At 40.5% G+C, this 13,526-nt stretch carries 9 protein-coding genes and 1 tRNA gene; 2 read left to right on the forward strand and 8 right to left on the reverse strand.

Annotation, left to right across the window (positions count from 1 at the left end; all coding sequences use genetic code 11):
• The first annotated feature begins 4 nt into the window (after positions 1-4).
• Entirely contained in the window at positions 5-2,683 is a 2,679-nt protein-coding gene (locus tag HJP15_RS03420; RefSeq protein WP_170173080.1) for an ATP-binding protein, read from the forward strand.
• Here HJP15_RS03420 and rimI read toward each other — a convergent pair.
• The 5 genes from rimI to guaB form a co-directional block, all read right to left on the reverse strand.
• Positions 2,669-3,130, reverse strand: a complete 462-nt coding sequence (gene rimI / locus HJP15_RS03425) for a ribosomal protein S18-alanine N-acetyltransferase (protein WP_054454862.1) — start codon at positions 3,128-3,130, stop codon at positions 2,669-2,671. The two genes, HJP15_RS03420 and rimI, sit on opposite strands and share 15 nt — an antisense overlap.
• On the reverse strand, positions 3,117-3,425 hold the full coding sequence (locus HJP15_RS03430) for a hypothetical protein (protein WP_054204215.1): 309 nt from the start codon (positions 3,423-3,425) through the stop codon (positions 3,117-3,119). Before HJP15_RS03430 ends, rimI begins: the two co-directional genes overlap by 14 nt.
• A 65-nt stretch (positions 3,426-3,490) precedes the next feature.
• Positions 3,491-3,567 (reverse strand) — tRNA-Trp (locus HJP15_RS03435).
• A gap of 154 nt (positions 3,568-3,721) precedes the next feature.
• Positions 3,722-5,299 carry a glutamine-hydrolyzing GMP synthase gene (guaA, locus tag HJP15_RS03440; RefSeq protein ID WP_054204216.1) on the reverse strand — a complete coding sequence of 526 codons (1,578 nt, stop codon included), beginning with the start codon at positions 5,297-5,299 and terminating at the stop codon, positions 3,722-3,724.
• Between the two features lie 102 nt (positions 5,300-5,401).
• A complete protein-coding gene (guaB, locus tag HJP15_RS03445; protein ID WP_054204217.1) occupies positions 5,402-6,871 on the reverse strand; it encodes an IMP dehydrogenase in 1,470 nt (489 codons plus the stop codon).
• Between the two features lie 135 nt (positions 6,872-7,006).
• Here guaB and xseA point away from each other — a divergent pair, with 135 nt between their 5' ends.
• Complete coding sequence (gene xseA, locus HJP15_RS03450; protein ID WP_170173081.1) at positions 7,007-8,341, forward strand: exodeoxyribonuclease VII large subunit; 1,335 nt, start codon at positions 7,007-7,009, stop codon at positions 8,339-8,341.
• 36 nt (positions 8,342-8,377) lie between these two features.
• Here the strand turns inward: xseA and HJP15_RS03455 are convergent, their stop codons facing one another.
• From HJP15_RS03455 to HJP15_RS03465, 3 genes are all read right to left on the reverse strand, one after another.
• A complete protein-coding gene (locus HJP15_RS03455; protein WP_054454868.1) occupies positions 8,378-9,052 on the reverse strand; it encodes a hypothetical protein in 675 nt (224 codons plus the stop codon).
• 110 nt (positions 9,053-9,162) lie between these two features.
• Positions 9,163-9,981 carry a serine O-acetyltransferase gene (cysE, locus tag HJP15_RS03460; RefSeq protein ID WP_054204220.1) on the reverse strand — a complete coding sequence of 273 codons (819 nt, stop codon included), beginning with the start codon at positions 9,979-9,981 and terminating at the stop codon, positions 9,163-9,165.
• Positions 9,982-10,575: 594 nt separating this feature from the next.
• Positions 10,576-13,461 (reverse strand): M16 family metallopeptidase, encoded by a 2,886-nt coding sequence (locus HJP15_RS03465; RefSeq protein WP_054204221.1) that lies wholly within the window; start codon positions 13,459-13,461, stop codon positions 10,576-10,578.
• Positions 13,462-13,526: the final 65 nt, after the last annotated feature.

The raw sequence follows: 13,526 nt of genomic DNA on the forward strand, positions 1-13,526 counted from the left end.
GGGCATGAAAACCAGTAAGCTAAGCATACGATTATTATGGTATATCACGCCGTTGGTGATCTTACCGTTACTGTTTTTAGGGGGCTTTACGCTCACTAACGTCACTAGTTCAACACAAAAACAAGCTGAACTTATCGTGAGCCGTTTTGTAGAACAACAACAGCAAAAAATGTTCAACTACATTGACTCCTTTCATTCCACCACAAAATTACTGTCAACCTCCCCTGTTTTAAGCGACTTTCTCGCTGACGACCTTCGCTATAATGGTAATTACACACGTCGTTTGGGCGCATTAATGGACGTATTTGCCAGTTATTCTGAAGCGTACCCAGACATTATTAGTGTAAATTTAGTTTCCCCAAATGGTAAAAGTGACGCGTATTACTCTAGTAGTTTAAATATAGCTCCTGACAGCTACCCTTTTTTCGATCAAGTATTACAAAGTAATTTAGGCCAACAACAGTTTATGGTGCAAAAAAAAGATGGCACCACCAGCTTGTATTTCATCCAACGTATTTTTAGTGCTGATTATTACTTAAAGCGTCCTCAGCAATTAGGTTTTATTATTGTTCATGTTGAGCCGTCAATTTTAAATACCAGTATTTTAGAAGCCCCCTATAACAACACACTTAATTTATTATTAACTAACGACGGTAAAATTTTATTTAGTTCAGATTATGACAAACGGGGTAATTACATCAGTGAGTATGAGTTAAAACAAATTCATGAATTAGCTGATTTAGGTAAACTCTCCACCATAGAGCTCTCCAGTATCGATAAGGTTGAACGAATGATTTATGCCGTGCAAATGAGTGGCGGTTATTATTACGTATCGACTATCCCAAAAGCACTGCTTTATCAGTCGGGTAGAGCCATTAGCCTGATCACAGCTTTAATTGTAATTATTTCGGTGGTTACGCTACCACTGCTTATTTTTATTGTAGTGCGTAACTTATTACTCAATCCCATTGAGCAACTAGGTGCGGCGAGCCATCGCGTTGGCGATGGTGATTTATCAGTTTACTTACCAGCACACAACAATGATGAAGTTGGTGTTTTATTTAATGATTTTAATCATATGATCAACCAAATCCGTCATTATCAAGATGAATTAAAAGAATACAAGCACCACCTTGAAGATAAAGTTGAGAGCCGTACTAAAGCGCTTGAAACAATGAATAGCCAGCTTGAAGGGGCTATTGCACAAGCGGAACAAGCCAACCAATTAAAGAGCCGTTTTTTAGCGAATATGAGTCATGAAATTCGCACACCACTAACTGCGATTATGGGTTTTACAGAGCAACTGCTACATACAAAAAAAGCAGTTAATGATGAATTGCATTTAAGCACGATTTTACGTAACTCAAAGCACTTACTTGAGCTAATTAATAATATTTTAGATTTATCAAAAATTGAAGCTGAAAAACTAGCCGTTGAACGTGAGCCGCTGTCTGTTGTTGAATTAGTCCATGATATAGATTCGATTATTCGCCCGTTAGCGCAAGAAAAACAGCTCACTTTTGAAATAAATTACACATTACCTTTACCGCAAACAATCTATAGCGATGCGACTCGCTTAAAGCAAATTCTGATTAATATTGCCAGTAATGCCGTAAAATTTACTGAGCAAGGACAAATAACCCTCGATATTAAATACCTCGAAGATAAACAATTTATTGAATTTGCAATTGAAGATACCGGCATTGGCATGTCAGAGCATGAAGTTGAACGAGTCTTTAAACCATTTGAACAAGCCGATGCAACGACTACGCGGCGTTTTGGCGGTACTGGTCTCGGGTTATGTATTTCCAAAAATTTAGCACAATTACTTGGCGGTGATGTTCATTTAGAAAGTGAACCGGGTAAAGGCAGTCGATTTTGCATTCAAATAGCCTGCCACCTTGATGAAAATGCAGAGCATGCCCATACAATGCTAACAGCAATAGAGCAACTAACCCCCACTAAAGACCAGCAGCTTTCCTTTGCAGCTAATAGCTTTGATGCCAATATCCTTGTTGCTGAAGATAACCCTGATAACCAAGTGCTAATTAAGTTATTACTACAAACATGGGGGCTTGAGCCTGATATCGCAAAAAATGGAGCTGAAGCTGTCGAAATGGCGTTAGTGAATGACTATCAGCTCATTATTATGGACATGCAAATGCCTGTGATGGGTGGTTTAGAAGCCACACAAATGCTACGTCACGCCGCTTACGATGGTCCTATTATTGCGCTTACTGCGAATGTAATGAAGCATGATGTTGACACCTACCTCAAAGCAGGTTGCGATGAAGCACTAGCAAAACCTATCGACAAAGATGCGCTTGAAAGCGTACTCGTTAGTTATTTACACATAGAAAAAGACAGTCAAAGCAAATGGGATAGCTTGCTCAACAGCGATAAGTTTCAACAGATAAATGAAAACTATCGCTCTAAACTACCTGATTACCTAGTTGAAGTGACGGATTTATATAATTCAGGTGAATGGGATCAACTCAGGGCACTAGCACACAACTTAAAAGGCAGTGCTGGGTGCTTTGGGTTTAGTAATATTCATCATGGTGCTGCGACTCTTGAGGATAACTTGCGAGGGCGCGATCATAGTCGTCGTGACTATTTGGCATTGAGTTTAATTGAAGCAATTAAATATACGATACAACAAGCTAAATCACCCAAAGAGTAAAGTGAGCCCCATTAGTATTGCATCTTCATGACCATTTTTTGATGGGTCATCACTTGGGTAGTAATTTTTACGTACTGACATCTCACTAAAGCCTGCCCGTTCATACAAGTTAATTGCACGGGTGTTGGTTTCGCGTACTTCTAAGAATAAGTTTTCAGCGTTGTGCTTTTCGCCATATTCAATAAATGCTGTAAGTAACTGCTTTGCTATGCCTTTCCCCTGAAAATCAGGTGCTACGCAAATATCCATTAAGGTAAAGTCAGGTCCTGCTTTCTCACCAATGTAAAAACCAATCATTTGTTGTTCACTAAACGCGGCTAAATTAAAGTAGCGCCCAGCTAAACATGATTTCATTGTGTTAACAGTCCACGGATGGCTGTGACATGCACTCTCAACACGCATTAGCGCGTCAATAGATGATTCAGTAACAGATTCAAAGGTTATCAAGGTGTATGCTCATCAGCGCCCATAGCGCGCGTTTATTATCAGCACTAAGCTGTTGATTTGGTAAACTCAGTTGGCCTTCATGCCATGCTAGCGTATCACTTTGCACTACGTGCTTAATTTGCTCTGGTGCAATAGCACGATTTAGATCTGCTAACAGCTTTTGATTTAACTCTAGAGTTACCTGTGGTGCCGTCATTGTTTGATCAGGAAATTGCTCAACAATAGACTGTGGACGAAAATGTTGATTTAGTTCAAGGTTTTCTATACCAAAAATAGCTGCGTATCGTGGATGCATAACAACTCAGTAGATTTAAAAACAAGAACAATATAAGAAGTAATAAAAACGATGTAAAGAAGAAATGGCAGGGGCGGAGAGACTCGAACTCCCAACCATCGGTTTTGGAGACCGCTGTTCTACCAATTGGAACTACGCCCCTGCAATGCGACGAATTATAGAGAAGTTTCGCTAAAGGTAAAGAAAAAAATTACACTTTTAGTTCAACTGCTTTTTAAATAAACAAAACGGCGAATTAGCATGCTAATTCGCCGTTTTACAATCAATTATCAAACTAGTTTGCTACTAAGTTTTAATTATTCCCATTCGATTGTTGCAGGTGGTTTACCTGAAATATCGTAAACAACACGTGAGATACCGTCGATTTCATTAATGATGCGGTTTGAAACCAGACCTAAGAACTCATACGGTAAATGTGACCAACGCGCTGTCATAAAGTCGATAGTTTCTACACAACGAAGCGACACAACCCAATCGTACTTACGTGCATCACCCATTACCCCTACCGACTTAACTGGTAAGAATACCGTGAACGCTTGGCTCACTTTATGGTAAAGCTCAGCTTTGTGTAGCTCTTCAATGAAGATAGCATCAGCACGACGTAGTAAATCACAGTATTCTTTTTTGATTTCACCAAGTACGCGCACACCTAAACCAGGCCCAGGGAACGGATGACGGTAAAGCATGTCGTATGGTAAACCTAGCTCTAAACCAATTTTACGCACTTCGTCTTTAAACAATTCACGTAATGGCTCCACTAAGCCCATTTCCATATCATCCGGTAAGCCCCCCACATTGTGGTGAGACTTGATCACATGTGCTTTACCTGTAGCTGATGCTGCTGATTCGATGACATCTGGGTAGATAGTACCTTGGCCTAACCATTTAGCATTTTTAAGCTTTTTAGATTCGCTATCAAATACCTTAATAAACGTATGACCAATGGCTTTACGCTTATCTTCAGGATCAGATTTACCAGCAAGGTCCGCTAAAAATAACTCTTCAGCTTCTACTTTAATGATGTTCAAGCCAAATTTATTACCGAACATATCCATTACTTGTTGGCCTTCATTTAAACGAAGTAAACCATTATCAACAAATACACAGGTTAAACGGTCGCCAATGGCGCGATGGATAAGCATAGCTACAACCGATGAATCAACACCGCCTGATAAACCTAATATGACTTCATCTTCACCAACAGTCTCTTTAATTCGCGCGATTGCGTCATCAATGATTTTTTCAGCAGTCCATAATTTTTCACAACCACAAATATCAACAGCAAAGCGCTCTAATAAACGCTGACCTTGATGAGTGTGTGTTACTTCAGGGTGGAACTGCACGCCGTAGAAACGCTTTTCTTCGTTAGACATTGCCGCATGTGGGCAAGTAGATGTTTTAGCTGTGGTTTTGAAAGTATCAGGGATTTCCATTACTTTGTCGCCGTGGCTCATCCATACATCTAGAATGCCTTCGCCGCCGTCAGTAATGCTGTCTTCAATGGCATCAAATAATGCACAATTGCCTACTTTTTCAACTTGCGCATAACCAAACTCTTTCTTATCAGAGCTATGAACGTTGCCGCCAAGTTGAGTCGCCATTGTTTGCATGCCGTAACAAATACCAAGTACGGGTACACCGGCATTAAATACATATTCAGGGGCACGCGGGCTGTTTTCTAACGTTGTTGACTCAGGGCCACCAGATAAGATGATACCTTGTGGATTGAACTCACGGATTTGCTCTTCCGTTACGTCCCATGCCCACAGTTCACAGTAAACACCAATTTCTCGCACACGGCGGGCGATCAATTGCGTGTATTGCGAACCAAAGTCTAAAATAAGAATTCGTGAATCGTGAATGTCTTTGCTCATTGAGGGTCTCGTTAGTCAAGAACTGGCACTCAGGGTATCTGAATGACTAAAAATAAATAAGGGCCAGCAAAAGCTAGCCCAGTAATATCAATAATATATTGATTAACCTAAGCGGTAGTTAGGTGCTTCTTTAGTGATTTGCACATCATGAACGTGTGACTCACCCATACCTGCTGAAGTAACGCGTACAAACTGAGGTTTAGTGTTTAATTCATCAATAGTTGCACAACCGGTTAAACCCATTGCACTGCGCAGGCCGCCAACTTGTTGGTGAATGATGGTTGCGATTGGGCCTTTATAAGCCACACGACCTTCAATTCCTTCAGGAACTAGCTTGTCTGCTTGGTTTGACTTTTGGAAGTAACGATCAGATGAACCTTCTTTTTGGTTCATCGCGCCAAGCGAGCCCATACCACGGTATGATTTGTAGTAACGACCTTGATAAAGCTCAACTTCACCCGGCGCTTCTTCAGTGCCCGCTAGCATAGAACCAACCATTACACATGATGCACCAGCAACCAATGCTTTTACGATATCGCCAGAGAAACGGATACCGCCATCAGCTATCACTGGAATATCGCGACCTTTTAGGCCTTCAACTGCATCAGAAATAGCCGTGATCTGTGGTACACCACAACCAGTAACGATACGCGTAGTACAGATTGAACCTGGGCCGATACCTACTTTAACGGCATCAACACCGGCATCAGCAAGCGCTATAGCGCCTTCAGCTGTTGCCACATTACCCGCGACTATTTGCAAGTCTGGGTAAGCTTGACGTGTTGCAGCTACGCGGTCAATAACACCTTGAGAGTGACCATGTGAAGTATCTATTAGTAATACATCAACACCCGCTTCAACTAATGCGGCAATACGTTCATCTGTACCAGGACCGACACCTACAGCAGCGCCTACACGAAGACGACCTTGCTCATCTTTACACGCATCAGGTTTGTCTTGTGCTTTTTGATAATCTTTTACTGTGATCATGCCTTTTAATTTAAACGCATCATCAACAACAAGGATTTTTTCGATACGATGCTCGTGCATTAACCCTAAGATTTCATCACGTGCAGCACCTTCTTTAACGGTGACTAATTTTTCTTTTTTAGTCATTACCGTTGAAACTGGCTGTTCAAGTTTTGTTTCAAAACGCATGTCGCGGCTGGTAACAATACCCACAAGGCCATTTTCAGCATCCGTTACCGGAAAGCCTGAAAAGCCCTTTTCTTCAGCAAGTACAATCGCATCTGCAATGGTTAAATCCGCTGTAACTGTAACTGGAAAAGAAACAATGCCGGCTTCATACGTTTTAACTTTACGTACGTTTTTAGCTTGTTCTTCAATAGTCATGTTTTTGTGGATAAAACCTAAACCGCCTTCTTGTGCCAGCGCAATCGCTAAGCGGGCTTCTGTAACAGTATCCATAGATGCTGAAACTAGCGGCAAGTTAAGTTTGATACCACGCGTTAAGCGAGTTGAAATATTTGCCGTATGTGGCAAAACAGTAGAATGACCTGGTACTAAAAGTACGTCATCAAAGGTAAGAGCTTCTTTAGCAATTCTAAGCATTTTGGCAACTTCTCACATGTGGATCTTGTATAAGGAATTGCGGCCAAATTTTATCAGCGTTATGGACACGAGTAAATAAGATTTCACAAATATTTATGATAAAATACCGTCATCATCGCTTTTTAGAGTCGCTTTATGGCCGTAACATCCCAGCAGCAAACGATTTATACCGTTTCTAGATTAAATAGAGAGATCAGAACTGTACTCGAACAAGGGTTTGCATCGTTAAATTTAACGGGTGAAATATCAAATTTCATTACACCTGCCTCTGGCCATTGGTATTTCACACTCAAAGATGATCGTGCCCAAGTAAAAGCAGCCATGTGGCGCGGTAACAACCGCAATCAACAATACCGCCCTATAAATGGCGCACAAGTAACTGTACGTGCGCGTGTTTCTTTATATGAGCCACGCGGCGACTACCAACTGATTGTTGAACATATGGAAGCCGCGGGCGAAGGTCAATTAAAGCAAGAGTTTGATGATTTAAAAATGCGTCTTGCCGCTGAAGGCTTATTTAGCTCAGCACATAAGCTGCCAATTCCATCTGTTGTGCATCGTGTGGGCATTATTACATCCGCTACAGGGGCAGCAATTAAAGATATTTTGACGGTTCTAAAACGCCGCGCCCCACAACTTGAAGTCGTGATCTACCCTGCGATGGTGCAAGGGAAAGAGGCGCACCTGCAACTGATTGATAAAATAAACATAGCCAATGCCCGTAATGAAGTCGACGTACTTATTTTAGGCCGGGGTGGTGGCTCACTGGAAGACTTATGGTGTTTTAATCATGAGCTGCTTGCCCGTGCTATTTTTGCCAGTGAGCTGCCAATTATTAGCGCTGTGGGTCATGAAATTGATACCACGATAAGTGATTATGTAGCTGATGTACGTGCAGCAACACCTAGTGCAGCTGCGGAGCTTGTAAGTCCAAACAGCAGCGAGCTTGCAAACCAAATTCAACAGCAGTTAAATCGCTTAGCAAATGCCTTTAAACACCAATTATCTGCAAAGCAAAGCATTGCAACCGCACTTGAACACCGCTTAACACTATGTCATCCGCGCAATCAGTTAAATCAACAATCACAACGCTTAGATGAGCTAAGTTTGGCGCTACAACAAGCTATGCAACAGCATATTTATTTACACGAGCGTCGTTTAAATAATTTAGCCCCACGATTAATGCAGCAATCACCTGATCGTAAACTTACTCAAGCAAGTCATCAATTGCAGCAATTACAAGCAAGACTTCAGCAAAGTATGCAACAGCAACTAAATGATGCTAATAACCAATTATCAATGCAAGCAGGGAAACTAGAGTCAGTTAGCCCATTAAATGTGCTCGCCCGTGGTTATAGCATCACTAAAAATAAGCAAGGAAGTGTAATAAAATCAACGTCACAAGTGAATAAAGGCGATTCACTTGTGACAGAATTAGCTGATGGAGTAATTCAATCTATCGTTAGTTAACTTTAGTAAACGACTCTTTGCTTGCTGCACAATTGGTTATTTTGACTCTGTAGCAAGCAGTAAAGAAAAGTCTCGATCGCTGGATTTGGATGTACTAACGGTAAACTGTTGCCAAAATTCTTGTTTTACCAACTTATCATTTAACTCACGCCAGTGAATATGGTTAAAATCATCCATATCTTTTGGTGCTGAAAGGTCAAATTTACATACCGAACTTTTACACTGAGCATTTACCATGTCTGGGGTGATGCTTAGATCGGCCGTTTGCAAAAAGTCTTTCATTGCGGTCTCTGTTCGATAAGCCCACTCTTCGTTACGTGTTTGTTCGTCAAATTGGGTTAGTAACGCCTGTTCAAGATCGGTGGGAGCATTGAGGCGTTTTTCATATACTTTTACAAGCTTACGCTGTGTTTCTAATTCAACTCTCAACTCTTCTAACTGAGCTTCAAGTGGTGCAGGGTTTACTAATTCAGATATTGCTGAAATATTTACTCCAGCAATATCTGTTTGGCTTTGCGTTGCACTAACAGGCGCAGGAGGAAGCTTAATTGAGTCTGACTCATTAAGAAATGTTTGAAACGCTTGCTCTGATTGAACATCATCTTCAAAAAATGCTAATTGAGAGGAGGCGATAAATCCAAAAAAAACAGAAGTAATAGTTACACCAGCTAAAAAAGCCAATAATAAAGAAAGATAAATATTTTTTATCATTGTGCGGTAATTCCTTTACTACCCTTGACCACGGCTTGTAATCGAGGTTTTACTAAATCACTGTATTTCCCAAGATGATCACACCTTGGGATAGCCTGAATAAGTATGGTTTATAACATTGCACTGGTATGTGATTCGTTCTGTGGCTCATCCGCATCTAAAAAGTTTTGGTTCATGCTTTTCGCCGGACAGGGACAGTTTGGTTTACCCACTATTTTAGCTGGAACGCCAACAACAGTCGTATGTGCAGGTACTGCACTCAGAACAACCGAACCTGCACCAATGCGTGCCCCTTCGCCTACTTCAATGTTACCTAATACTTTTGCACCTGCACCAATCAAAACACCGGCACGAATTTTTGGATGTCGGTCACCTTTTTCATTACCCGTACCGCCTAGCGTCACAGACTGCAAGATAGACACGTTATCTTCTATTATGGCTGTTTCACCAATAACTATACCAGTTGCATGGTCAAACATAATACCATGGCCGACTTTACAAGCAGGATGGATATCAACGCCAAATACTTCTGAGGTACGACTTTGAATAAATCGCGCGAGCTCTTTACGATTTTGGCGCCATAAGCAATGGGCAAGTCTATGTGCTTGAATTGCATGAAAACCCTTTAAGTTTAATATCACTGTTAAATAGGTATCGGCAGCTGGGTCACGATCTTTAACGGCTTTTATATCATGAGCAACATGCGTGAGCATTCGGTCACAATCAACAAAGGCCTGATCAAATAATTCTCGAATGGTAAATGCTGATACCACTGCGTCCGACAATTTATTAGCAACAATAAAGCTCAGCGCAGACCCTAAACACTCATGATTTAAAATGCATGAATACACATGACTTGCTAACAGAGGTTCACGGGTAACGACTTCTTTTGCTTCAGTGCGAAGCTGTTGCCAAATTTCATGACGCATAGGTTTGCCTTATTTAATACCTAGATGGGCTTTTCCTCAGTCTAACGGATTTCTACCTTGATGTGTTAATACAGCCGTTATTTGTTCTGGTTATTATATATAACTAATCTATACCCAAGCCACCTCAAGATGCACAATTCAGCGTTTCACAGGGGCTTAATACCAATCGTGTTAAGTTAATGACCATTTATAGCGAAAGATAAATACAGTGATAACAAGGCAGAAATTTTGACATGGTGTTGTTCTCGGCAATTGCTCCTGCATTGCTCTACCTCCTGCATTGCTCTACCTCCTGCATTGCTCTACCCCCTGCATCCATGTAGTCGTATATGAAAAATTACTAACGCAGTTAGCGCTTTATTTAGTCCGCTAGAATGGTTAAATATTTAAGCCGATTGGTATAATATCAAGGCGTTACTTTGCAACAATAGTCGTCCCTTTTAAGAAGTAGCAACGATAAGAGTGAGTACCGGTGAAATGCCCGAAGGGTTGGTTTGGGTATATTGGCTTACTTTGTTATAGGCAAAATAAAAATGCCCCAATTATTGGGGCACTTTAGTTAAGCTGCAGCTTTCTTAGGTATTTGAATATTGATTATTCAAATACCTTATCTACAGCAAGTACTTCAATATTTTTCGCTGGTATTGCCAGTTTATAATCAGCAATGACTTTATCTTCGGCAACTAACTCAGCTGGTTTTTCAGCGTTATACACCATTGGCGATGTTTGCTCTGACGCTAGGCGTTTTTGCATGTCTTTGCCATCACCTGTGATAAATACATACTGAATATTATCCGTTTGTAAGTTAGCTTTAATAACGCGGTTTACGTCAGCTACAGTGAGCTTTTCAAGCTTACTGGTTACATATTTTACGAAGGTATCTGTATTATAAAATTCACTGTCAAGCGCATAACCCAATTGACGATTTTGACTTGCGACCATTTGTGGCACAAAGTTGATTAAGAAGTTACGCGTTGCGTCAAAGTCTTTTTCTGTCATGCCATTTTTGATCAGCTTATCAAGTTCAAATAACGCTGTACGTGTTGCAAAGTGCGCATCGTTATTTGAACGAAGTGGGCGTAACCAGACTTGAAATATTTGCTCTGAACGACCTAGGTTTGCATCAGGTTTAGTTTGATACATACCACGAGGGAAATACTCGATATACGCGTAATCACCGTAGTTCATGCCACGTGTTTGACGAATGCGCTCATATAAATATGAGTTAGAGCTGCGGTGTTCGCCAAAGTAAGAACGCACAAGCCAAAGCGCAGTCCAATCTTCGCTACTACGAATAGTATCTATAGGAAAGCCAAACGATACCGCCGTTGACTGTGCTGACTTTTCAACAATAGTTGCGTGGTGACCTTTTAACTCTGGTGCATCTGGAATTGATAAACGGCTTTGCTCACCTTTAGGTAATGCGCTTAAATCCGCAAACATGGTGTTTTTAAGCGAATCAGGCACTGCACCAATCAAACCAACTGTAAGCTTGGCTTGAGTAAATTCTTTAGCATAAAACGCCTTTACATCATTTAATGTTAACGCTTCTAGATCTGATAAGTCACCATAGTTATAACTTTCATAAGGGTGGCCTTGATATAGTTTGTGATAAAGCACTTCTTTACCTAGCTCTTCATCGTTAGACGCTTTTAAGCCAGATTTAATGCCGTCAATCAGTTCTTTCTTTAAACGTTTAAAGTCATCTTCTCTAAAACCGGGATTAAGTAACTGCTCACTTACAAGCGCATACCATTTTGCTGCATTATCTTTATGAACACGCCCTTGCAATGAAATCATTTCTTTATCTAATTGATAACCAAAGCTGCCAGCCAGTGGATAAAGCGCTTGTTTGATATCGTTATAGCTCTTAGATTCTGAGCCACCTTGTGCAAGCATTGCTGCTGTTAGTGCTGCTACGCCTTTTTGACCTTTAGGGTCTGCCGCAGCGCCAGTATGAAATAACCAATTTACATCAATCAGTGGTGAGCTATTGGTTTTATCAAGCACATTAAAATGGCGTTCTTTAACCGTTTGCTGACTAGCAACTAAGGTATTTAAATCAACCTCTTGATCAAACCCTGCAATTTTATCAAGTGCAGACATAGTTACGGTTGTACGGCTGCTATCTACAAAATATTTATTAGCAATGCTTTGAATATCTTGCGCACTGATACTGTCAGCGGTTGCATATAGCTGATTAACAACTTCAGGGTCTCGCTCAAAATGCATGTAACTTGCAAGTGTTGATGCGATTGATTGAGATGAATCTAAACCATTAATAAAGCTGTACTTAAGATTCGATTTTAAATCAGCTAACTTTTGACTATCAACTAATTCTGTACGAGCTTTTGCATAAGTATTATTAATTGCTTCGCGGGCTTTCGCTAAATCTTCTTCATTTTCAACTTTTACAAACACATGGAGTAAACCCGGATCTTTAGTGTCTGGGTTGTAGCTAAACATTTGGCTAGCAATTTGTTTGTTAACAACTAACTCTTGATATAGCTCTGAGTTGCTTGAAAAATAAAGCTGAGAGAGAAGATCAAGTGCAGCTCTGTCTTTTTTCTTAGGTTCCCAAGCTGCCCCTTTATAAGACACTAACAACCAATGCCCTGGTAAGCCTTCATTTTGCTCATGTACATATTTAGCAGCTTGTTGTTTTGGCTCGGTTGGTATATCGGCAACATAGTCGCCCTTTTGCCACTGACCCCAATGTTTTTTAACCATTGCCATAGTCTCTTGCGGATCGACATCCCCCACAATCACTAACGATACATATTCGGGCTTATAAAACTTCTCAAAAAACTCTTTACCATAGGCCATTTGATCAGGCATCGCTTCAATGTCTTCAAAAAAGCCCATTGTGGTATGTTTATAAGTGTGTTTTTCGAATGCTTCATTACGAACAGCTGAAAGTAACTTGCGTACTGGGCTGGCATTATTTTTAAGGTACTCACCTTTAACAGTTAATGCTTCGGTACGGAACTGCTCTTCTGAATACTTTAAGTTTTGAAAAATATCAGCTTCGATCTCAAGCACTTTATCAAGATGCTGCTTAGAGAAATTTAAATGGTAGTTAGTATAATCATTTGTTGTATACGCGCGGTTATCTACGCCTGAGTTTTTTAAAATATCTGAATATACATCTTGCGGAAATTTTTCAGATCCTTTGAACATCATGTGCTCAAAAAAGTGTGCAAAACCGGTTTTTCCTGCTTCAACTTCATTACGTGAACCGACAGAGACAGGTATTTGTAATGAAACAACATCAGGGTAGTCAGTTTTAACAACCATGACGCGTAAACCATTCTCTAACTCTTCAAGTAAGTAGTCTTGTGAAAACACACGATCATTTGCAGCTTTAGCAGCCGTTTGTGTTATTTCAACCTCTTTCACCATAGTTGAACCTGAGTTACTCGCACAACCACTTAGTGCAAGTGTCACCGCGAGGCTTGTTGCTAATAATTTAAATTTCATTGCTATCCCTTGTTAGTTGAATAAATTTCTTGTTTTTAGTCATTTTATTATGCAATAAAGCGAGC

This window comes from Pseudoalteromonas sp. NEC-BIFX-2020_002 (assembly GCF_013002825.1).
Classification (GTDB): domain Bacteria; phylum Pseudomonadota; class Gammaproteobacteria; order Enterobacterales; family Alteromonadaceae; genus Pseudoalteromonas; species Pseudoalteromonas neustonica.

What these genes read in the sequence shown, in the direction of transcription:
- HJP15_RS03420 (WP_170173080.1), top strand. Translation starts at nt 5, where the DNA reads ATGAAAACCAGTAAGCTAAGCATACGATTATTATGGTATATCACGCCG.
- HJP15_RS03465 (WP_054204221.1), bottom strand. Translation starts at nt 13,461, where the DNA reads ATGAAATTTAAATTATTAGCAACAAGCCTCGCGGTGACACTTGCACTA.
- guaA (WP_054204216.1), bottom strand. Translation starts at nt 5,299, where the DNA reads ATGAGCAAAGACATTCACGATTCACGAATTCTTATTTTAGACTTTGGT.
- xseA (WP_170173081.1), top strand. Translation starts at nt 7,007, where the DNA reads ATGGCCGTAACATCCCAGCAGCAAACGATTTATACCGTTTCTAGATTA.
- guaB (WP_054204217.1), bottom strand. Translation starts at nt 6,871, where the DNA reads ATGCTTAGAATTGCTAAAGAAGCTCTTACCTTTGATGACGTACTTTTA.
- HJP15_RS03455 (WP_054454868.1), bottom strand. Translation starts at nt 9,052, where the DNA reads ATGATAAAAAATATTTATCTTTCTTTATTATTGGCTTTTTTAGCTGGT.
- cysE (WP_054204220.1), bottom strand. Translation starts at nt 9,981, where the DNA reads ATGCGTCATGAAATTTGGCAACAGCTTCGCACTGAAGCAAAAGAAGTC.
- HJP15_RS03430 (WP_054204215.1), bottom strand. Translation starts at nt 3,425, where the DNA reads ATGCATCCACGATACGCAGCTATTTTTGGTATAGAAAACCTTGAACTA.